The organism is Vagococcus sp. WN80Y (genome assembly GCF_059621045.1).
Genome location: NZ_JCAQHY010000125.1, coordinates 1 through 22,106 on the forward strand (window position 1 = coordinate 1; position 22,106 = coordinate 22,106).

A 22,106-nucleotide genomic window follows, 5' to 3' on the forward strand; every position below is an offset into this window, starting at 1 on the left:
AGACAAAACTTCAAGGAGGAATACTACGACCTCTATCTGTACGAAATAATCATACCCCTTATGGGGATGAAAAGGAACTATCAGAATAAATCTGATAACCTTATTATACGAGGAGGTTAAGTATGTATTTAGCAAAAACAGAGCGTTATCAGGAGATGACTTATCGTCGGGTTGGTTCATCTGGGTTGAAATTACCAGCCATTTCTTTAGGCTTATGGCATAATTTTGGTGATGTTGATCCCTTAAGTAATCAGCGAGAAATTATTCATGGCGCCTTTGATCGAGGGATTACTCATTTTGACTTGGCTAATAATTATGGACCACCTGCTGGTTCAGCAGAAGAAAATTTTGGGCGAATTCTTCGTGAAGATTTGAAAGGATACCGCGATGAGTTGATCATTTCATCGAAAGCAGGTTATTATATGTGGCCGGGTCCGTACGGTGAATGGGGCTCAAAGAAAAATATCGTGGCGAGTTGTGATCAAAGTTTGAAACGGATGGGGCTAGACTATGTTGATATTTTTTATCATCATCGCCCAGATTATGAGACTCCTTTAAGAGAGACTGCTCAGGCTTTGGATCTATTAGTGAGCCAAGGAAAAGCCTTGTATGTGGGGGTTTCAAATTATAATGCTGAGCGGACACAGGAAATTGCTCAGATTTTTCGAGAATTGGGTACGCCATTTATTATCCATCAACCTAACTACAACATGTTTGATCGATGGATTGAAGATGAGTTACTAACTGTTTTGGAGGAAGAGAAATTGGGCGCGATTGTTTTCAGTCCGCTAGCTCAGGGATTGTTGACCAATCGGTATCTTAACGGGATTCCAACGGATTCTAGAGCTCATCGTTCTGACAGTCCATTTTTATCTGAAGACCGTGTGGAAGAGACGTTGAAAATAGTTAAGGGATTAAACCAAGTAGCTGAAAACCGTAATCAGACTCTAGCAGAAATGGCATTAGCCTGGAATTTACGTCAACCAACAATCGCAAGTGTTTTGGTAGGGGCGAGTCGTTTAACGCAACTTGAAGATAATATTAAAGCTTTAGAGAGCTTGACATTTGAGGCAGCTGAACTAGCTGAAATTGACGCTATTTTAGCAAAAAAATAGCTCATAAATATTGGTAGTAGCTATTGACTAGTTGAGTACAGAGAGGAAAGAAAGGAGGCGACTTTCTTTTCTCTTTTTGATTTTTTACTCGATTTCTCTTGCCTTAGAGTGAACTCTAAGGTGTATGGTTGAGTCATAAACTAATGGGAGGAGAATCAGTATGAAGACAAGAGAATTAGGTAAAAGTGAGCTAGTTGTTTCAGAAATTGGCTTGGGGTGTATGGGGATGAGTTATGCTTATGGGGAGACACTTGAGAAACAAGCGATGATTCGCTTGTTACAGGAAGCTATTGAGATGGGGGAAACTTTTTTTGATACTGCGGAAGTCTATGGACCATTTGTTAATGAGACGTTGGTCGGTGAAGCCCTAGCGCCTTATAAAGGGCAAGTAACCATTGCGTCAAAAGTAGGAATTAAGATTATTGATGGCAAGCAAGTTGTTGACGGAAGTCCAGTGGGGATTATGGAATCAATTGAAGGGACACTAAAGCGATTGAAGTTGGAGACTCTTGATTTGTACTACCTGCACCGTGTTGATCCGAACGTGCCAATTGAAGACATAGCCATGACTATGCAAAATTTGAAAAAGCAAGGAAAGATTAAGCATTGGGGCTTATCGGAGGCAGGCGTTCAAACGATTCGTCGAGCTCATGCAATTGAACCTCTTGCAGCAGTTGAAAGCGAGTATTCATTGTGGATGAGAGAACCAGAACTTGAACTAATTCCGACTTTAGGGGAATTGGGAATTGGGTTTGTTCCCTTTAGTCCTTTAGGCAAAGGGGTTCTAACGGGTGAAATTACAACAAAAACCATCTTTAAAGCTGGAGATGGGCGTCATCCATTGCCGCGATTTAGCCAAGAGGCGTTGATAGCAAATCAGGCTTTAGTGGACTTAATTAGACAAAAAGCGATGGAAAAAGAGGCGACACCTGCTCAAATTGCGTTGGCGTGGTTATTGGCTCAGAAGCCTTGGATTGTACCAATCCCGGGAACTACTAAATTATCTCGTTTGCAAGAGAAACTTGGTGCCACAGCGATTTCCTTTACCCCAGAAGAACTGAGTGCTTTTGATGTAGCGACAAAAGCGGTGGAGATTGTTGGTCATCGTTATACCCCAGAATTAGCGAAGCGGGTTGGCTTATAAGAAAAAAGGAGCATAAAGTCGCTTTGTTCCGAATTTTAAGGATTATACATTTACTTGCTAAGAATAAAGTGAAACTCGAAGAACCCGAACAATTGGTAATTACAATTGCTCAGGTTCTGAGAAGTTGCGGAGTCTTTAATTCGTAATGCTATTCGTTACTTTTTAATGATTCTGCCATAGATATCCGGCGAATATTGTTATCTAGAAATAGGTTGATCAAAATAGAACAAGTGAGGGTTATACCGCCAACAATCAGATACTCTTGCCAGCCAAATTGCAGCAGGTATTCTTGAGTATCAGGTGAGATGATAGCGACGTAAGCGCGCAAGAAATAGTGACCGGCAATGAACCCAAAGCCTAATCCAACTAAAGTTAGGAAAAAGTTTTCGCGAAAAGACAATTGTCTTATTTCAGCTTGCTTGAAGCCCAAGACTTTTAATGTTGCAAATTCACGAAAACGTTCGGCAAAAATTAGAAGGTTAAAGTTCGATAAAATAACGATCCCTAGAAAAACAGCCGCGAAGACAATTAAACTTACAATCACGATGGTGGATTGAATCGTCTTTAATGATTCTTGATAGTCTACTTTTTTTAATTGAGTATTTTTGACAAATGCGAGATCATTCACTTTAGTTTTTTGGTTATTATTAAGTGGTTGTTTGATTAGTAAGGAAGTTGGCGTATAATGATACCCTGCATTTTCCCAAATCTGCTTCGTTGTAATAATCCCTTGAGGTGAACTGATGCTAGTAATGTCTTTGACTAAAAATGGGCGAAAAAGTGTTTCTGTTTGAAGTTTCAAATAAATAGTGTCACCTAGACGTGCATTGAGTGTTTTTGCAAGTTTATGAGTGAGTATGACGTCATTTTTTTTCAAGTCAGTCAAATCAATAGTGTTCTCCTCTTTATTTACTAACTTCATTAAGGAGTCATGATCAATGATTGTTACGAGTTTTTCAACAGTAGTTTGCCCATTAATAAGGTCAATCTTTTGTTGAGTCAACCACTGAAAGTGAGTCTCATCGATAGTGTCAATGAGTGTTTGTTGCTCCATTTGTTCGAGAGGGTGATTGAAGCTGATTTTTTCTTCGTATTGATACGTTTCGTTAAAAGTTTGATCTACTGTATAGTGAATGGAACGGTTAATTCCGATACCGGCAACGAGTAATACTGTACAGCCTAGGGCACCAAAAATCCCCATTAAAGAGCGGCTTTTATTTCTTAGTATGCCCCTAGCCACCCAATGATTAGTGAAGGAGAGTGTGCTGAGTAAACGACTTCTTTCGATAAAACCAGGTTTGATTTGATTCGTTACTTGGACACGCAAGGTGTTCGCGGGCAATTGTTTGACTATTTGACGGCAGGGGAGATAGGTCATTAGGGTACAGCAGCTAATCAGTAGGAGCATTACGAACCAGACACTACTGTCAACGCTAGATTCCCAAGCCGGGATACTATAGTTTTTTTTGAGAAAATTGATGAGCATGGGAGCGACAACGGTTGGACCGCAAAGAATCCCTAAGAGAGAGCCTGTTCCGCTAATCACGACTCCAAAGCTTAAATAATAGCGATAAATCTCACTGTTTTTAAAGCCCATCGCTTTGTACGTGCCAATCGATACCTGGTATTTTTTTATAAAGCGCGTCATTGTAGAAGCCATCGTCATACTAGATAAGAGAATGAATAAAAAAGGAAACAGTAAGGCTAGTTTTTCTACCTGTTCTTGCTTATCTAAAAAGTCTGCAATCTGTGGCATTTTTTTTGTTTCAACTGCAAGTCGGTAGCGGTCACCGAGGATTGCTTGACTTTCTTGTTGGAACCAAGAAAAATTCTTTGTCCCTTGTTTGATTATCAATTGATTGTTTGGTAGATAAATCTTTAATAATTGATTTAAATAGGCTTTTGAGAGAAAACCATAGGCATTCTTTTTATAGTTAGGATAAGGATAATCGTTAGATTCAGGAAAAAATAGGTATTCAGGCTGTTGGATGCTACCAGCAATTGGAACGGTTATTTGTTGTCCCTGTAACTCAATAGTTAGTTTATCAGCCATTTTCAGGTGATAGTGATCGATCAGTTCCTTGTTTAACCAGATACCGTCTTGGCTATCATAATCGGCACCAGTAATTACTAGAGGCTGATTCATATTAGTACCAGTGGTAGCGGTCAAGGTCAAAGCAATTGTGTTTTGATCATCTAGTAAAAGGTCTCCTAGAAGTAGTAATCGGGGTTCGACTTCGGTCACGCCGTCAAGCTTTTCAATCGCTTCAATATCAGTAGGTGTAATAGTTTCTGCTGTTAGCAGACTATTTGCGAGGCGGCTTTTCGATAAAAATTGGTTAGCTTGGTGATCCATCCCCGCTGAAATTCCAATAAGAGCTGAGTAGATGACTAGACACATGAAAGACATTAAGAAAATGGCTAGAAACTGTAGCCAATCTTTGCGAATATCTCTAAAAATTTGTTTGATAATCATCTACCACGCCACCTCCTGAACGGTTTTTGGCGCAGGATTAAATTGATTGCTGACGATATGACCATCTTTAATAGTGATGACTCGGTCTGCAATTTCTGCGACGAGAGAATTGTGAGTAACGATTAAAACAGTATGATTTTCGACCGTGGTTCGTTCTTTCAATAATTCCAGCACTTTTTTACCTGTTTCACTATCAAGAGCGCCAGTAGGTTCATCACATAAAATTAATTTTGGATTTTTAGTAATGGCTCGTGCAATGGAGATTCGTTGTTGTTCTCCGCCAGATAGTTCAGACGGAAAATTTTTAGGTCGATGCCCCATTCCAACTTTTTCTAAGATATCTTGAGCATTGAGAGGAGAACGCCCTAGCCGCTCAGAAATGGCAACATTTTCTAGAGCGGTTAGATTAGGGATTAAATTATAAAATTGGAAAATAAATCCTACCTCTTCTCGTCGGTAAAGCGTCAATTCTTTTGGGGTTAATTGGCAGATGTCAGTGCCATCAATGATCGCTTGACCAGAAGTTGCCTGATCCATCCCGCCTAGTAGATTCAGCAACGTTGTTTTGCCTGAACCACTGGGACCAAGAATAACAACTAGCTCGCCTTTTTCAATGGAAAAGCTGCCTTTCTCGAGAGCGGTAATTGTTTGTTTACCCACGATATATTCTTTGGTTAGTTCTTTGATTGTCATGTAAGCCATAGAGGTCACGTCCTTTTTATTAGTTGGGAATAAGCTTAGTGTAAAAGGAAAAGCAGATAGGCTCAATAGTCAAACAATTTGGAAGTGTTGCGTAAATCAACACCTAAGAGAAAAGTGTTGAATCAAACGACAAAATAAGGTAAATTGATAAAAGATAGATGAAAATATGTGATAGTCGAGGTGTAAAATGACAGCAACTGAATCGGCTCAAACGAGACGAACCAAACAACATATTAGAATGATTTTTTTAGCTTTGATGGCAGAACATGGCTTTGAAAAATTGTCAGTGGTAATGATTGTGACAGCGGCGGATATCAATCGTGGAACATTTTATCGACATTATCAAGACAAATACCAGCTCTTAGAAGAAATTGAAGCAGAGCTATTTGATAAATACGTGGCGATAATTGAAGAGAAGGTGCCGATAAATTTAAGTATGATGCTTCATGAACAGGAAGAAGGAATGCTGGAACCTTTTCTTTATGAGGAAATATTGTCAGTGATAAATTTTTTCCATGAAAATCAGGAGCTCATGCGATTACTTCTTGGTGAACATGGCGATCCGACTTTTGTTAGAAAAGTTGAAAATAAGTATATTGAGATGGTCAAAGCCAAGATTGCAGTGGTAGTTGAGACAGAGAATAGAGCCCATTATGAAACGTTGTTCTTTTTATCAGGAATTATTGCGGTGGTAGAAGAATGGTTGTTGATTCAGGGGAAAGAAACACCAGAAGAGATGGCAAAGCTAATTGCTAAGGCCTTTTTCAAAACGCCTATGGAGCTGATTGGCTTGAAATAAGCAGCAACTAGTTGTCAGAGGATGGACAGCTAGTTTTTTGTTGTGTTGCTACTAAAGGGGCGATGGACTAGACAAGCCAAAGCTTGAGAAAAGAGGTGGGCTCATGGGGAATAGGGAGACAATCAAAGGAGTGACTCTGGCTGCTCAACAGCTGTTAACAATTAATGTTACAACTGTTAACAAAGATACATTAGAGTCGATATTAACTCACTTAATTTCGTCTTGTGAAGCGTATCAAATCGTTCCTGAATCTACTGAAAGAAGGAAGTGTTTGGAGAAAAAGCAAAAAAAATGGCTGAAAAAGTTAAATCGATTAGAGGATTGGCAACAGCGCTTGGTGAAGCGACCTTTTGTGAATAGGATGTTGACTGTCAGCTTGTTGAAAATAAAGCAGTATTTTTCTGAGCGGCTGACTCAACTACAACGAAAGCAGCAATTAAAGATAGAAAGTGAAAGAGCTGCGACTCAAAAATTTTTAGTCATATCAGATCTGATTAATGAGCTGAATCTTTTTCTCCAAAAACAGGTGAAAAAAGATATTCAAGAAGTGGCGATAAGGGACCTAGTTGTTGGTTGGCTTAAACTTTATGACGCGTGGTATCAGTTAGAACTATTGCTGACTAAAGAGATGGACAGTTTGGCTTATTTTTATTATTTAATAGAAGAGGAGCAGCGACTGAGGCAAGAAGGTTGGTGTGGTTTTGCCGTCAAAATTTATTTAGCAGAGCTGACTCAAAAAGTGGCTGGTGTGACAGAGGATGAGTGGCGGAAAAAAATTTATCAGGAGTCACGTCTGGTTGGTTCAATGTTGTATCACAACATGTATCAGGCCCAAAGTGAGGTTGATGATGAGAGTCTGAGGTCGAAAGCTTATTTGATTATCCGACAGCTAGGTGGACACCTCGATTCATTCGATTTTTTACAATTAGAGGGGGATTATGTGTTAGATCAAGAACTCTCCCCAGATAGTTTGTTCTTAGAGGTGTATGCAGAGACGGTTAAAAGAGCTTATCCTCATGGATTGGTTCCAAGTCATTATGACAAAAGTGAGATTAGGGGGCAGGAGATTAAAGGTATTCATCAGTTTCGGATGTATTTGGATCGTCAAGCCATTTATTATATTAGAAAAAATTATCAAGGCGCGACGGATTATGATAAGTTGTTGGCTTTTGAGAGAGAGTCGATTGCACGGGATGGTCAGCGTGGGACCTTAGATTACGGCTCTAATTCATATTTTCATAATCGAACATCAAAAGAGCGACCCTTTGTTGGGCAGCATAATGATAAAATTAAAAGTCATAATGGGCTTTCTGAGTTTATAGTGAAAGCGGCGGATGGAAGCTTCGTAACTCAGTGGGATGTCCTACGAACGGTGGATAATCAATCAGTTTTTATTATGAAAGAACAGCGTGTTGTCGGCTTACACAACCAATTAGTCATGAGTAATCCAGATTTTTATGAGCTGTCAGGGCTTAGCGGTAAGACGGTGGTTGAAACTGAGTCTTTTAATTATTCTGCTAGGGATTATCGCCAAGTAGCTGATTTTAGTCACACATACTTAGATGTTGAGCCTGCAAGTGCGAAGCTGGGGTTAGAGCACGGGATCAAATTAGCCGCCAAACAGATTTGGAAAATAATACCACCTGCGTCTTATGGTGTAGATGGCCGAGAGCGGTATACTGCAAAAGAGAAAATCAGGCTGCGTTAACTCGAATTCATATCATGAGGTATTTTTGTCAAAGTGAGTTATAATAAATTTAGAGATGTTTTACAGCAGACTTTTTATTGATCATAGAAAAGAAGGGTAGGATATTGATGAACGACAAACAACTGACAAGAATGAGTAGTGGTAAAGGATTTATTGCAGCATTGGACCAAAGTGGTGGTAGTACACCAAAGGCTCTGAAGGCATACGGCATTGAAGAAACTAGCTACGACACAGACGAGGCGATGTTTAATTTAGTTCACGAAATGCGTTCTCGAATTATTGAGAGTCCCGCATTTACCTCTGAGCATATTTTAGGGGCAATCCTTTTTGAAGGCACGATGGAGCGTGAAATTGAAGGTGTTCCAACTGTCGATTATCTGTGGGATAAAAAAGGTATTTTGTCTTTCTTGAAGATTGACAAAGGATTAGCTGATGAAGCAGAAGGTGTACAGTTATTAAAACCAATTCCTGATTTGGTTGAAATCCTTGAAAAGGCTAATCAGTATCATATTTTTGGTACCAAAGAGCGTTCATTGATAAAAATGGCCAATCCTGCTGGGATTAAGGCTGTCGTAGCACAACAATTTGAGTTAGCAAAACAAGTTTCAGCTGCTGGTCTGGTCCCAATTATTGAGCCAGAGGTTGATATTCATAGTCCTGAAAAGGCAGCAGCAGAGGCTATTTTGAAAGAAGAATTAGTGACACATTTGAATGAGCTTGAGCCTCATGTTAAAGTGATGTTGAAGCTATCAATTCCAACAGAGGATAATTTTTATGAAGATTTAACTGAAGACTCACATGTTATTCGGGTAGTTGCGCTATCAGGTGGGTATTCACGAGATGAGGCCAATGAACGGTTGAGCCGTAATCATCAAGTAATTGCGAGTTTTTCACGGGCGTTGTCAGAAGGATTGACCTATCAACAAACTCCGGAAGAATTTAATCATACACTAGAAAATTCTGTATCAGCTATCTATGAGGCGTCAATTTCCTAAGTTGTTTTCTTAAAATCAAGTGAAGGGAGGCGAAATCCATGCAAAAAATTACTGCAATCACGAGTAGCGATTATAGCCTTGTCGTGTCTGAGCTAGAAGGTATTGTGGAAAAAGGCGGAACAATTGTTGATTTTAGTGTCACTTATGATACCAAAGAAGAAGAGTATGCATTGTTTGTAGTTTATACAGTTTAATCTAACAAGGATTAAAAGAGTGAGGAAGGCATTAAAAAATGTCTCCTCGCTCTTTTTGTCAGTTAATTATAATAACGGGGTAGCCCAGCTCGTTACATCAGCTCGCTTGGCTTCTTTACGAGGAAGTTCTGGATCAGGGTAACCGAGTCGGTAGTTTGCAATTAATTCAACATTTTCTGGAAAGCCAAGAGCGGTTGAAAACTCTTGGTCCATAATAAAAGCACTTGAAGCCCAAAAGCCGACTAGTCCTGCTTCATGAGCAAGTAAAGAAAAATTTTGAATAAGGGCAGCCGTTGCTTGGATTGAGTCTGAGTCTAAGCGCTTATTGTCAGAAATGATCTCTCTTGCGAATAGAATTGTGGCAGGCGCATTTTTGAGTAATCGTGTCATTTTTGTTTCAAATTTTAAACGACTTTCATCATCGTGAATAAGACCAGTCTCTTCGTATCTTGCAATAACTCGTTGATACAGATATTCTTTTTCAGCAGGCGTTGTGACGATTTTCGCTTGCCATGGTTCTCGTTTATGAAAAGGGGCATAGCGAGCTTTTTCCAATAACTCATAGATTAGTTCGAGACTGACGTCATCACTTAAACTTCTTTTAGACGTTCGTCTGTCAACGATTGCTTGACTGATGGATGTAGGCATGGGCTTAATCTCCGTTTCTTTAGTTGGATTAATTGATAATGATTCTCAATTATAATTAGTTTACCGTTTATTGATCGTAATAACAACCTTTATGACTTTTTATTTTGGTCCCATGCCCTAACTTTGCAAGTAACTAAAAATACCGTAAAATATAGGTAGCAAATTAATGAGGAGGTATGACGAGTGAGAAAAGGAGTAAAACGAGCGCTGCTTGGATTTTTGGTTGTAATCGCCGTATTAGCAGGTGTGAGTTTTTGGCTAATCCACCAAGCGGCCTATGAGCCTGCCGAACTGGCAACAGAAGCGCTAAAATCATCATCAGTGGTAGTTAAATCAAAAAAGGAGTTAACTATTTTTAAACCAGTAACAACTCAATCGGAGAAGCCGGCAATTATTTTTTATCAAGGTGCCTTGGTAAAAGAAACAAGCTATAGTTATCTAGCATCTCAGTTAGCGGCTAGCGGGTATCCTGTTTATCTAGTCCACCATCCTTTAAATTTACCGATTTTAGCAATGAAGGCGGGAGATCGGCTAATTGATGAAGAGGAGTTAAAGGACGTGGTAGTTGGGGGGCATTCACTGGGGGGTGTTGTAGCGAGCCGCTTTGCTCATCGAGAACGTGCTAACCCTAACTTAAAAGGTGTTTTCTTCTTAGGAAGTTATCCAGATAAAAAGGGGGATTTAAGCTCATTTAAGGGCGATGTTTTATCGATAACAGCGACAAAGGATCAGGTCTTAAATTGGCAAAGCTATGAAGAAAGTCGTGACTATCTACCAAAGCAAACTCGCTATTTTTCAATTGTTGGCGGTAATCATGGTGGATTTGGTGCATATGGACAGCAGAAAAAGGATGGTCAGGCGACTCTTACAACGAAAGAGCAGCAAGATCAAGTCGTGTCAGAGCTACTTAACTGGCTAGAAACCTTGTAAACTACTAACCTTTTGAGTGGACAAGGGAATGATTCAAGTGTTATTATTACTTATATTTTAATAAGAGGTAGCAATGCAGATGAGTAAAATCCTGGAGAAGGCATTTGAAGAGGGGATTTGAAAGGTAATCATTGCCGAACGGGGTTAATTGGCAAATTAATGTCGTGGGGATATAGGAAAAACTTATATCACTCCTACTGTTACAAGTAGAGGCGCAGAGATAAAGTGATTGCTATCAAAGTGCCTATTTTAACCAATAGGTGCTTTTTTTCGGATAGTTAATCAAGAAGTGGGAGGTCTAAAAGCATGAAAGCAAGAAAATATAATGGCTGTGGCAACGATTTTGTGTTGATTGATGATATTCCAGGAGCTAATTATGCTATATTAGCTCAAGAGTTGTGTCAGGACTCTCGTTTTGATACAGATGGTTTAATCGCCGTTAAGCAGCAACCCCTCGAGATGATTTTTTATAACCGAGACGGCAGCAGAGCGCCTATGTGTGGCAATGGGATTCGCTGTTTTGCACGACATGTTTATGAGCACGGACTAGTCAGTGAGTTGACTTTTCCTGTTGTGACGTTGGCAGGTATTTTGACCGTTGAAATCACACAAACAAGTCCTTTTGAATGTCGAGTGCAGATGGAGCAAGCTCATTATGATAATCAGTTAATCGGTGCGAGTGATGCTCAGAGCTTTCAACAGCGCCAAGTTGAATTGACGACAGGTATGGTGGAAATTACCAGTCTATTCATGGGAACCATTCATACGGTTGTCTTTGTGGAGGATGCTGTCGCTGAGCTTAACTTGTCTCGGGGACAAGAACTCTGTCATCATCCGTTATTTAAAGAGCAAACTAATGTTAATTTCGTTCAAGTTGTTAATGACCACGAGTTGATTGTCCGAACCTTTGAGCGTGGGGTTGGCTGGACGTTGGCGTGTGGGACAGGGTGTTGTGCGAGCTATGTTGTAGCTCGTGATTTAGGATTAGTCACGAAACAACCGGTGACGGTTCACCTTGAACAAGGTCAATTAGAAATATCAGGGGATTCGGAAATCGTCATGTCTGGCCCAGCTGTTTTTGAAAAAGAGCTTACCTTATAAGAAGAGTATTGGAGGAAAATAGATGAACGCACATGAGATTATTAAATTTATTCAAACCGCAGAGAAAAAGACTCCGGTGAAGGTCTATGTTAATTTATTAGAGCCAGTTGAGTTTCCAAATTGCCAGACCTTTGGATGCAAACGTAGTAAAACCGTTTTTGGTGATTATCGAGATGTAGCTGAAGTTTTAGCGTCAAATAAAGATAAGATTAAAGATTATGTGATTGAGAATGACGGTCGTAACAGTGCGATACCTTTATTAGATACGAAGGAAATCAACGCGCGGATTGAACCGGGAGCAATAATTCGTGATCAAGTAACAATTGGCGATCAAGCTGTGATTATGATGGGGGCGATCATCAATATTGGAGCCGAAATCGGTGATTCGAGCATGATTGATATGGGCGCTATTTTAGGAGGCCGTGCAATAGTTGGCAAACGATGCCATATTGGTGCAGGAGCAGTTTTAGCTGGTGTGATTGAACCACCTTCGGCAGAGCCAGTTGTGATTGAGGATGATGTGTTAATCGGAGCTAATGCAGTGATTGTTGAAGGGGTTCGTGTCGGCAAAGGAAGTGTTGTAGCTGCTGGGGCAATCGTTTTAGAAGATGTGCCAGAGAATGTTGTGGTTGGCGGTGTTCCTGCCCGTGTATTAAAAGTTAAGGATCAGCAAACAATTGATAACACTGAAATGCTAGATGCGTTGAGAGAATTGTAAGCAAAATGAAAGGCGGCTATGAGGATGTTAGCAGAAAATCGGATGGCTTTGCACCGGATTCCTGAGATAGGATTTCATGAATTTAAAACAAAAGCTTATCTTTTAGAGCAAGTCGGCGACTACGATTGTCAGATTCATGAGGTGGGAGAAACAGGGCTTGTTTTGCATTTTGATAATCAGCAGGCGGACACGATTGCTTTTCGGACAGACATCGATGCTCTACCAATTATGGAAGCGACAGGTCTAAGTTTTCAATCAGAGCATCCGGGCTACATGCATGCTTGTGGGCATGATGGACACATGGCGATGCTATTGGAATTGGCTGCTTATTTAAATCAATATAGAGAGACTCTGGCACATAATGTGGTATTGATCTTTCAGCCTTCGGAAGAAATTGCTGGTGGTGCTCAAAGTATCGTAGATTCTGGCTTATTAGATAGGTATCAAGTTAAAGCGATATTTGGGTTTCATTTATGGCCGGGGTTAGCATCTGGACAAGTTTTTTCTCGAAGTGGCGGAATGATGGCTCAAAGCAGTGAAACTGATATTGTGATTAAAGGGCGCTCTGCTCATATTGCGTCTCATGAACAAGGGATTGATGCACTAGAGATAGCGACGCGTTTAATGACCGATATCTATGAGTTTGACCAGACTGTGCCAGCGGACGAGTATCATTTATTGAAATTTGGCGAGATTCATGGTGGCAGTATCCGCAATGTTTTAGCTGATGAGGTGGTAATTTCTGGCAGTATTCGTTCTTATAGTGAAGTGACTCAACACTTTTTTAAAGAATCGTTGGATAAGTTGGCTGAACCATATCGAGAGTCCAGAAAGTGCCAAATAGATTTTGTGTATAATGATGGGTATCCCGCGGTTATTAACGATCCCGATTTGTTTCAACAGGTAAAAAAAGTAGTGCCTCATGTAAATGAATTACCTTTACCAGTCTTACAGGCTGAGGATTTTGGGGTTTATACACAGAGTTATCCATGTGTCTTTTTTTTCTTGGGTGTCGGGGATGTGGCGCCGCTTCATAACCCTAAATTTGATTTTGAGATGGCGTTATTGGCTGAAGGTGTGGCAACATATCTGAAATTATTAACAATTAATCTAGCGTAGATTTCAGTATTTTCGCTAGTTGATTCTCATAAAGTTGGTTAGCTAAATAGAGAAAACGAGGTCAGGACAATTTTAAGTCCTAGCCTCGTTTTTTTGACTTATTTAGTTTGTTTCATCATGCGTAACAGGACACTGGCAACTGCTGATGTAGCGATCCCTGCGACAATAGCTTCGGGTATGCCATTAACTAAGATGACTGTTAGGATAGCCTTGTAAACGGCTCCGCCTAACTCAATTTGGCGGGCTGTTGCGTAGCTGTCTCGAAAAAGAAAATAAATTAGATTCATTACTAAAAGCGTATTAACTAATGAACCGATGATGCCAGCTAAAAATAAGATAAGCGGTTGTCGTTCTGGCTTTTGAGCTAAGTAGGTTTTAAAACTACGAAAGAGATAGAAAGGGACAATACCGACAAGAATTCGTGGCAGAAAGGCGATTAAAAGTGCCCATGGACTCCCTTGCTGTGCCCCAATCACTGGAATAAAGGGAGTGAAGGCGAAAGAGAGAATGGAGGGTGTCATGGTATTGATAACAAGACTCGTTAGTCCGAAAAAACCTCCAAGAAGAGCCCCAACTCGGGGACCTAAAATGATCGAAGCAATAATAACAGGAACATGGACAATCGTTGCTTTGATGAATCCTAAGTTAATAAAGCCGATTGGCGTGAAAGCCAAAATAAAAGTAATGGCGAGAAAGATCGCAGTTAATGTGAATTGGCGTGTTTTATTCATTGTTGTTTTCCCTTCAAAAGACTGCAAATGCAATTGATAACTACCTCTATAATAGTAACAGTGTCGATAAATGTCGTCTAGTTATTTGAATTAATTCGCAAAAAAACACACCGAGGGGGATCGATGTGCGGAGGAGTGAAACAAAATGAAAAAGTAAGTCCTATTATTTTAGGAAAGAGTGGACGGCAGGATTCGAACCTACACCTCGAGACTTGAGAACAAACAACGGTTAATCCCCACTGAGTGACAACACCACGTTCATCCACTAATTAAGTTATTTCTTAACTTGTTTAAAGTATACCCTTAAAAGGTAAAGAATTAATTAATAAGATACGAAAAAAATGAGAATAATTGTGAGGAAATGATGAAGTTTCACTTGTTATGTAAGTTTGAAAAATAAATTGTATCTAATGAGCAAAAAATAAGAACAGTTCTAATTTTAATAAAAAATAACGAGAAAAATACGCTATCATTCGTGAGAGGTGTGAACAAATTAACTTTTAGTTGTGAGTTTAAAAGGTTATTTAATTTCTCATTGCTTTCAAATAAATAACTTTATTAATGAAGAAAACTTTACAAATTGTTAATAAATAGCTTATAATTTACTAATGCGGACAAAAACTATCAGAAGACAGTAGGTCTTTTTTTAGTTGAGCTAATTAAATAAAAGGGGGATATAACATGATTGAATTTCAAAATGTTGAAAAATATTATGGTGACTTTCATGCGCTAAAAAATATTAATTTGCAGATTACGAAAGGTGAAGTTGTTGTGGTGATTGGTCCTTCTGGTTCTGGGAAGAGCACAATGCTACGCTGTATTAATGCCCTAGAGGAAATTACAACAGGGGTATTAATGGTTAATGAGGTCGATTTGCATAGCCCAAGTACAAATTTAAATAATGTGCGGAAAAATCTTGGAATGGTTTTTCAGCATTTTAATCTATACCCACATAAAACGGTATTGGATAATATTACATTAGCACCGATTAAAGTCTTGAAGAAGAGTAAAGAGGAGGCCGTCGCAAAGGCTGAGGAGTTGTTGGCAAAGGTCGGCATGCTTGATAAAAAAGACTCGTATCCTTCGCAATTATCTGGTGGTCAACAACAGCGGATTGCAATTGCTCGTAGCCTTGCGATGGAGCCTGCTGTGATGCTATTCGATGAACCTACATCAGCTCTTGATCCAGAGATGGTTGGCGAGGTGTTGGAAGTAATGAAGGGATTAGCTCGCGAAGAGGGCATGACGATGGTTGTTGTTACACACGAGATGGGCTTTGCACGGGAAGTGGCTGATCGAGTGATTTTTATGGCGGATGGACAAATCTTAGAGGATGCCGAGGCAGAAACCTTTTATGAGCAACCCCAAGATATTCGTGCTCAACAGTTCTTAAGTAAAATTATCGATCACTAGGGGGGATGAAAGATGAAACAATCGAAAATGAAATTGTGTTATTTAATGATCCTTGTTTTGCTTCTTTCCTTGTTGACAGCATGTGGCAAATCTAGTTTGTCAGAACAGGATATTTTAGAGCGCGCTAAGACGAGTAACAAAATCATTTGGGGGGTTAAAAATGATACGCGCCTATTTGGTTTGATGAATATTGAGACACGGGAAGTTGAAGGCTTTGATATTGATATTGCTAAAGCTTTAACTAAAGAAATATTGGGTGAAACAGGGGAAGCTGAGTTTATTGAGGTAACCTCAAAAACCCGTATTCCATTGCTAAAGAATGGTAATATCGATGCTATTATTGCGACGATGACAATCAGTGATGAGCGGAAAAAGGTTGTTGATTTTTCTGATGTTTACTTTGCTGCGGGGCAATCCTTATTAGTTAAAAAGGGCAGTCCGATTAAAGGGATTGAGAGTCTAGATGAGACGACAACTGTTTTGGCCGTTAAGGGATCTACCTCAGCAGTTAATATACGTGAAAAAGCACCAAAGGCTAAAATTTTAGAACTAGAGAATTATGCTGAAGCTTTTACCGCTTTACAGTCAGGTCAAGGCGATGCGATGACAACTGACAATAGTATTCTTTTAGGTATGGCAGAGGAAAATCCAGATTTTACTTTAGCAGGTGACATATTTACTGATGAGCCATATGGGATTGCTATTAATAAGGGACAAGAAAGCTTTGTTGAGGCGATTAATACGGCTTTAGCGACGATTCAAAAAAATGGTGTGTATGATGAAATATTCACTAAATGGTTTCCAAATGTAGAGAAGTAGAGAAAGGGGGAGACAGATGCTTTCATTATTTACAGATAATAGCGAGTTGATTTTTGAAGGATTGAGAACGACGCTTTTAGCCAGCTTTATTGCGTTGGTAGCTAGTTTGATTATTGGGACTATTATGGCAGTCTTACAGGTTTCGCCATTGAAAATTTTAGGGAAAATTGCGACGGCTTATGTGGAGTTTTTTCGAAATATCCCGTTGCTCATTATTGTGATGTTCTTTTTTGTAGTGGCACCGATTTATGGCTTTAAATTTGATGGTTTTGCCTCTGGAACAATTGGATTGTCCTTGTACACATCTGCTTTTATCGCAGATACCGTGCGTGCGGGAATCGAGGGGATTCCTAAAGGGCAACTTGAAGCAGGGCTTTCAACGGGATTAACTTATCCAGAAGTGATGTGGTATATTGTTTTGCCACAGGCCTTTAAAATAGTGATTCCTCCTTTAGGGAATCAATTCATTAATTTGGTGAAAAATTCCTCTATTTTGGCAATGGTGACAGGTGTTGACTTAATGTATCAGGGAGATTTAATTGCTAGTACGACCTTTAATACAATCGGAACGTATACAATGATTGGGTGTTTTTACTTATTGATGACGCTACCTGTGTCTTATTTGATGAAATACATTGAAAATCGCTTAGCGGTGAGTAACTAGAAAGGGGAATTTGAATGGACTTTTTTAATGCTTTTACTTGGATTAATATCCGATTTTTATTGGATGGTTTACTTGTAACAATTGAAGTTGCAGTAGTTTCCATCGTTTTTAGTTTCATTATCGGCGGTATCTTGGGTGTTATTCGTTACATGAAGATTCCTTACTTTTCTAAGATTGTCGGCTTACTTGTCGATATTATTCGTAATTTACCGCTACTGCTGATTATCTTTTTTACTTATTTTGCACTACCGCAAATTGGTATTCAGTTTAGTATTTTTTGGTCGGCAGTTGTAGCAATGACGATTTTTGAATCTGCCATGCTGTCGGAAATCATTCGAGCAGGGCTTTTGGCTGTTCCTAGTGGGCAAATGGAAGCGGGGCGTTCAACTGGTTTAACTTACATGCAGTCCCTTTACTATATTGTTTTCCCCCAGGGGATTAAACTGATGATTCCACCGATTGTCAGTCAGTTTATTTCATTGATCCGGGATACTTCTTTGGCTGTGATTATATCATTGCCAGAATTAACCCACCATGCAAAAATTATTTATGCGCAAGATCCATCAGCTGTTTTACCAATGTTTGTGGCAATGACCGTTTGTTACTTTGTTATTTGTTACTCACTTTCAGTGGTGGCGAAGCGTTTGGAGTTACGTTGGTCAGCTTCATAAAAGACTAAAAGCAATAGAAACGTGAGAATCGTTTCTATTGTTTTTTTGTAAAAACTGACAATAATCGTGTATTAACGTCTAAATCATGTTAAGATATGTTGGCAGAAAAAATTAGCATCAAGTAGCTTAGATGCATAGTAGAGGACTAAGAATGATGACAGAAGATAAATTTGAAAATTTACACTTGAGTGATGAAATTAAGCGTGCATTAGCGATATTAGGGTATAGCGAGCCCACACAGGTTCAGCGTGAAGCGATTCCTTTTATGATGCATGGACGGGACACGATTGTTAAGTCTCAAACAGGGAGTGGGAAAACAGCGGCATTTGCCATTCCGATTTGCGAACGAGTTAAATGGGAAATGCGGGAACCACAAGCATTGATACTAACGCCTACCAGAGAGTTAGCCTTACAAATCCAAGAAGAGGTTTTTAATATTGGTCGTTTTAAACGTTTGAAGGTTGAGGCGGTTTTTGGTCGCAGTTCTTTTGAGAGTCAGGAACGCAATTTAAAGCAGCGAACTCATGTGGTTGTGGCAACACCTGGCCGTTTGTTGGATCATTTAGAACGTGGAACGATTAATTTGAGCCAGATTAAAACGGTGGTTATTGATGAAGCAGATGAGATGCTAGCAATGGGCTTTATTGATCAAATAGAGCGAGTTCTGGAAGAAGTACCAACAGAGGTTGTTAAAGCTTTATTTTCAGCTACAATGCCAGAGCAGATAAAAAAATTGGCTGATTATTATTTGACGGAGCCTCAATTTATTCAGGTTGAAACTGAGAATAAGGTAGAAGATCGAATTTTACAGCACTATTATGAGGTTGATAATGAGCAGAAAATTGAGCTGTTACGTGACGTTTTAGTGGTTGATAACCCTGATAGCAGCATCATTTTTTGTAACACGCGGGCAGCCGTGGAAGAGGTAACTGATTCTTTAAAGGAGTTGGGTGTTAAGGCTGAAATGCTTCATGGTGGAATGGAGCAACGTGATCGCACGAAGGTTATTAATGACTTTAAACACGGTTACTTTCGTTACTTAATTGCGACGGATGTGGCAGCTCGTGGTCTAGATATAGCTGATATTGTTTTAGTGATTAACTATGATTTACCTGATAATCCAGAAACCTATGTTCACCGAATTGGACGAACAGCACGGTTTGAAAATCATGGCAAAACAGTTGCTTTTGTCAACCAGTTTGATGATAGACGATTTGCTGATATTATGGAAAAGCAAGGAAACGATCTGCAAGAATTAAAAGCGCCAAGCTGGTCATTAGTAGCAGATCGACGTTCTTCTTTTGAGTCGAAGCAGCAGCGTCAGCCAAAGCTTCGTCAGACGAAGGGGCACGAGTTCAAATCAGAAATTATGAAGCTTCATATAAATGCAGGGAAAAAGACTAAAATGCGTCCAGGTGACGTTGTAGGAGCGCTTTGTACCATTGAGGGGATGTCAGCAGCTGATATCGGCGTGATTAGTTTACTTGAGGTTTCTACCTTTGTTGAGATTTTAAATGGTAAAGGGGAAGCTGTGTTAAAATCTCTCCAAACAATGCCGATTAAAGGCAGAATTCGTCGTGTTAATAAAGCAAATGAATCGACCTATGAGCGTGAAATAAAAGGGAATAAGTAGGGATAGGTTAGAAAGTAAAGAGCTTGGGATATAAGTCCCAAGCTCTTTGTTTTCACGTATGTTATGTGACAAACTCGCTCCAAAAGTCTGCTCTTTCGGCAATTTCTCAAAATCCGAGCAATCGAAATTGCCGATTGTTCGGGTTTTGAGAGATTGCTCGGAGCAAAACGACTTTATGTCCCAGCTTCTTTTTAGTCAAAATTTGTCATAAACTTGGCTTGTGCATCAATTCGTTCCTTTATTTTACTAACAAATTCTGCAGGACTTGTAACAGTTAAAAAAGGACCGAATGACAGAAGTCGAATTAGCAGTTCTGTTTCATCATTAGTGTCATAATGTATTGTTAGCTCATACTGAGAATCATTCAATCGCTGAGTTGTTTTATGATAGTCAGCAAAATGTAGCATACTTCGTTTTAGTGCTTGACGCTGATCAACGAGAAGACAAGTCATTTTAGCTTGTCTGCGGCGAGAAGTAATTGGCAACTCTTGATAATCTCGAGACGTTTCGATTGTTTGAATAGCAAGCATTCGATTGAGATTTAGTGTGACTTCAAAGCGACTAGTTCGTAGAATTCGCCAAGCTCTTAAACGAAAAAGATTATTTTTAGGTGAATATTCTAGCTTGAATGGTAAGACGATGGCTGTTTTGCTTGCTGCTTTAGGATGTCGTTGATAGTCAATTTTTAAAGGTTGGTGAGTCGTTATCGCAGCTATTAGTTGTTTGAAGTGAGCCTGTTGCAGCTCTTGTTCCACAAGCGACTCAGTCACTTTGAATTGGTCATAATATGTGATAGTTTCCAAGTCGAAAAGTGGTGTGACATCTTGTAGCTGGTGCGCTAGTGCGGCAATTTCCTCTTCATTCAAAAAGAATAACAATCGTGGATCACTCAAGACAGTTTTCAGCCAACGACGTTCTAACTTAGTTTGGCTAATTGGAAGTGGATTTTGCGTGATGGGTGCCCAAAAGCCCTGTTCCTCCTCTACTAATAGATACCAAGGAGTCCGCTGGTTTTTTAATGAAGGAAGTAGTTGTAATGCCGATTCGCCAAAGCCTTGTGTATTAATAATGAGAGACAAGTCTTTGGGTGTTAAGGATTGCTGCTGGTTTAAGATGGTTCTGACGATGGCGAAATAGGTGCCATATATTTCATGAAATAATGACTCAGTCATGGCTGAAATCCTCCTCTGTTGAGTAAAGGGCAATTAAGGCTTTCATATCATGTATGAAAAGTGCTTCCCAGTTTTTATCGGTGCTTTCAATGGAAATGATTCGACCGATAAAGGTTCTTAGAAAAGGATTAATGGCGAAGAGATCGATTAGCTCAATTTCAAAAAGAACGGTCTGCTGGTCCAATCGGCGACTAGAGCCCATACGCTGTTCGCGAGCGAGCCGAGTCATTAAGTAATCCTCTGTGCCTTCCTCTATCTGTAAATGAACCCGTAGTTGTTTGAGTGGTTGCTGATTAAAACTTCCATTCCATGAGGTGTCTTTTTTAGTAGAAAAGTGATTTTGTAGTTGAGCGTAATCATCAATTACAGCTCCCATAGAAGCGTCCTTAATATTATCAATTCTGATAGAGCTTAGGAGACTACGATGATACAATCCAACTAAGTACTGACGACCAGTTTCTGTACTAATATAAAGTGACAGTGGAACGAGTTCTGAGTGCTTACCGTTATACTGTGTCACGAGTAACTGACGTTTTTGAGCAATCGCTGATAAGGTGGTTAGAATAATCTGCTCATCAAGAGTATGGACGATAAAGTGATGTTTAAAGGTAAATGGACTCTTAGAGAAAGGCGCAGTTTGATTCAATAAAAACTGTCCAATAACACCACCAGGTAGTACTTCTTTAAAAAAGTGTAAAGCAGGTATTAGCTTTTCAGGCAGTTCAAGTGGAACTATTAATTGGTAATGAAGTCGTTTTTCTTTTTCTATTTCTTGAAGTAGACCTAACTGGCAATACTCTTTGAGTTTATTGCGAATCGTAATCTCAGAAAATGTTGGTGCCTCTTCAAAGCGACTGAGATAGTTATCATGAATCTTTTCAGTTAGCTCTGCTAAAGAAAGTGAGTTCCAAGTGACGAGACAATCTAGAATGACAAAATGTAAAAATATATCATTTTTAGTGAAGCTTTTTGTTTGCCATAACTTAAAAAAAGGGTTGGTATCCAATTGTTTTTGCTTGAGCTCAAGTCGAATACTTTTTCCTTGAAGTGTTTGGTCTGATTCAATGTATTGACTCAAATAGCTTTCAATGCGACGTCGCTCATTGTCATAGCTCCGTAAACTCTTCTCTTGGAAGTCCTCTCGTTGTTTAAAACCATTTATATAAAAATCTCGGGCATAGGACCGAATACTATTAAATTCTTTTACGAGTTCATTAAAGTGTCTGCTCATCGTCTTTCCTCCCATATTTTTTTCTTAATTTCTATTATAACAAATTAAGCGAACCATGTTCGCAACATTTTTTTAAAGCGGAGGTTAATTAAATGTTCTACACTAAATGTAGTTAAGTGACCG

Annotated in this window: 21 protein-coding genes and 1 riboswitch; of the genes, 15 read left to right on the forward strand and 6 right to left on the reverse strand. The window is 39.4% G+C overall.

What is annotated here, in order from left to right; translation table 11 throughout:
• The first annotated feature begins 122 nt into the window (after positions 1-122).
• The gene (gene mgrA / locus AC5KOD_RS05735) at positions 123-1,115 is read left to right on the forward strand and encodes an L-glyceraldehyde 3-phosphate reductase (RefSeq protein WP_496913580.1); all 993 of its coding nucleotides are present in this window, start codon (positions 123-125) and stop codon (positions 1,113-1,115) included.
• A gap of 160 nt (positions 1,116-1,275) precedes the next feature.
• Positions 1,276-2,259, forward strand: a complete 984-nt coding sequence (locus tag AC5KOD_RS05740; protein ID WP_496913581.1) for an aldo/keto reductase — start codon at positions 1,276-1,278, stop codon at positions 2,257-2,259.
• A 148-nt stretch (positions 2,260-2,407) separates the two neighbouring features.
• Here AC5KOD_RS05740 and AC5KOD_RS05745 read toward each other — a convergent pair whose 3' ends face one another.
• Both AC5KOD_RS05745 and AC5KOD_RS05750 read right to left on the reverse strand, forming a co-directional pair.
• A complete protein-coding gene (locus tag AC5KOD_RS05745) occupies positions 2,408-4,735 on the reverse strand; it encodes an ABC transporter permease (RefSeq protein WP_496913582.1) in 2,328 nt (775 codons plus the stop codon).
• Positions 4,736-5,437 (reverse strand): ABC transporter ATP-binding protein, encoded by a 702-nt coding sequence (locus tag AC5KOD_RS05750; RefSeq protein ID WP_496913583.1) that lies wholly within the window; start codon positions 5,435-5,437, stop codon positions 4,736-4,738.
• 187 nt (positions 5,438-5,624) lie between these two features.
• Here AC5KOD_RS05750 and AC5KOD_RS05755 point away from each other — a divergent pair, with 187 nt between their 5' ends.
• From AC5KOD_RS05755 to AC5KOD_RS05770, 4 genes are all read left to right on the forward strand, one after another.
• A complete protein-coding gene (locus AC5KOD_RS05755) occupies positions 5,625-6,236 on the forward strand; it encodes a TetR/AcrR family transcriptional regulator (protein ID WP_496913584.1) in 612 nt (203 codons plus the stop codon).
• Between the two features lie 103 nt (positions 6,237-6,339).
• Entirely contained in the window at positions 6,340-7,944 is a 1,605-nt protein-coding gene (locus AC5KOD_RS05760; protein WP_496913585.1) for a DUF3114 domain-containing protein, read from the forward strand.
• A 107-nt stretch (positions 7,945-8,051) separates the two neighbouring features.
• Positions 8,052-8,939: a fructose bisphosphate aldolase gene (locus tag AC5KOD_RS05765; RefSeq protein ID WP_496913586.1), complete on the forward strand. Its 888-nt coding sequence runs from the start codon at positions 8,052-8,054 to the stop codon at positions 8,937-8,939.
• 38 nt (positions 8,940-8,977) lie between these two features.
• Positions 8,978-9,133 (forward strand): hypothetical protein, encoded by a 156-nt coding sequence (locus tag AC5KOD_RS05770; RefSeq protein WP_496913587.1) that lies wholly within the window; start codon positions 8,978-8,980, stop codon positions 9,131-9,133.
• A 66-nt stretch (positions 9,134-9,199) separates the two neighbouring features.
• On the opposite strand, the gene AC5KOD_RS05775 is transcribed toward AC5KOD_RS05770, so the two are convergent.
• A complete protein-coding gene (locus AC5KOD_RS05775; protein ID WP_496913588.1) occupies positions 9,200-9,781 on the reverse strand; it encodes a nitroreductase family protein in 582 nt (193 codons plus the stop codon).
• A gap of 183 nt (positions 9,782-9,964) precedes the next feature.
• On the opposite strand from AC5KOD_RS05775, the gene AC5KOD_RS05780 reads away from it, so the two are divergent.
• The 4 genes from AC5KOD_RS05780 to AC5KOD_RS05795 all read left to right on the forward strand — a co-directional run bounded on the left by AC5KOD_RS05780 (position 9,965) and on the right by AC5KOD_RS05795 (position 13,649).
• The gene (locus AC5KOD_RS05780; RefSeq protein ID WP_496913589.1) at positions 9,965-10,711 is read left to right on the forward strand and encodes an alpha/beta hydrolase; all 747 of its coding nucleotides are present in this window, start codon (positions 9,965-9,967) and stop codon (positions 10,709-10,711) included.
• 54 nt (positions 10,712-10,765) lie between these two features.
• Positions 10,766-10,950, forward strand: a riboswitch (Lysine riboswitch).
• Between the two features lie 67 nt (positions 10,951-11,017).
• Complete coding sequence (gene dapF, locus AC5KOD_RS05785) at positions 11,018-11,812, forward strand: diaminopimelate epimerase (protein ID WP_496913590.1); 795 nt, start codon at positions 11,018-11,020, stop codon at positions 11,810-11,812.
• Between the two features lie 22 nt (positions 11,813-11,834).
• Positions 11,835-12,530, forward strand: a complete 696-nt coding sequence (gene dapD, locus AC5KOD_RS05790) for a 2,3,4,5-tetrahydropyridine-2,6-dicarboxylate N-acetyltransferase (protein ID WP_496913591.1) — start codon at positions 11,835-11,837, stop codon at positions 12,528-12,530.
• Between the two features lie 24 nt (positions 12,531-12,554).
• Complete coding sequence (locus tag AC5KOD_RS05795) at positions 12,555-13,649, forward strand: M20 metallopeptidase family protein (protein ID WP_496913592.1); 1,095 nt, start codon at positions 12,555-12,557, stop codon at positions 13,647-13,649.
• Positions 13,650-13,747: 98 nt separating this feature from the next.
• On the opposite strand, the gene AC5KOD_RS05800 is transcribed toward AC5KOD_RS05795, so the two are convergent.
• Entirely contained in the window at positions 13,748-14,380 is a 633-nt protein-coding gene (locus AC5KOD_RS05800) for an ECF transporter S component (RefSeq protein ID WP_496913593.1), read from the reverse strand.
• A gap of 681 nt (positions 14,381-15,061) precedes the next feature.
• Here AC5KOD_RS05800 and AC5KOD_RS05805 point away from each other — a divergent pair.
• The 5 genes from AC5KOD_RS05805 (at position 15,062) to AC5KOD_RS05825 (ending at position 19,580) form a co-directional block, all read left to right on the forward strand.
• Complete coding sequence (locus AC5KOD_RS05805) at positions 15,062-15,793, forward strand: amino acid ABC transporter ATP-binding protein (protein WP_496913594.1); 732 nt, start codon at positions 15,062-15,064, stop codon at positions 15,791-15,793.
• A 45-nt stretch (positions 15,794-15,838) separates the two neighbouring features.
• A complete protein-coding gene (locus AC5KOD_RS05810; RefSeq protein ID WP_496913608.1) occupies positions 15,839-16,612 on the forward strand; it encodes a transporter substrate-binding domain-containing protein in 774 nt (257 codons plus the stop codon).
• Positions 16,613-16,628: 16 nt separating this feature from the next.
• Positions 16,629-17,276 (forward strand): amino acid ABC transporter permease, encoded by a 648-nt coding sequence (locus tag AC5KOD_RS05815; protein ID WP_496913595.1) that lies wholly within the window; start codon positions 16,629-16,631, stop codon positions 17,274-17,276.
• A 14-nt stretch (positions 17,277-17,290) separates the two neighbouring features.
• Positions 17,291-17,947 carry an amino acid ABC transporter permease gene (locus AC5KOD_RS05820; protein ID WP_496913596.1) on the forward strand — a complete coding sequence of 219 codons (657 nt, stop codon included), beginning with the start codon at positions 17,291-17,293 and terminating at the stop codon, positions 17,945-17,947.
• 151 nt (positions 17,948-18,098) lie between these two features.
• A complete protein-coding gene (locus AC5KOD_RS05825) occupies positions 18,099-19,580 on the forward strand; it encodes a DEAD/DEAH box helicase (RefSeq protein ID WP_496913597.1) in 1,482 nt (493 codons plus the stop codon).
• A 191-nt stretch (positions 19,581-19,771) separates the two neighbouring features.
• On the opposite strand, the gene AC5KOD_RS05830 is transcribed toward AC5KOD_RS05825, so the two are convergent.
• Positions 19,772-20,752 carry a WYL domain-containing protein gene (locus AC5KOD_RS05830; protein ID WP_496913598.1) on the reverse strand — a complete coding sequence of 327 codons (981 nt, stop codon included), beginning with the start codon at positions 20,750-20,752 and terminating at the stop codon, positions 19,772-19,774.
• Positions 20,745-21,983, reverse strand: coding sequence for a hypothetical protein (locus AC5KOD_RS05835; protein WP_496913599.1), 1,239 nt, complete (start codon positions 21,981-21,983; stop codon positions 20,745-20,747). Before AC5KOD_RS05835 ends, AC5KOD_RS05830 begins: the two co-directional genes overlap by 8 nt.
• Positions 21,984-22,106: the final 123 nt, after the last annotated feature.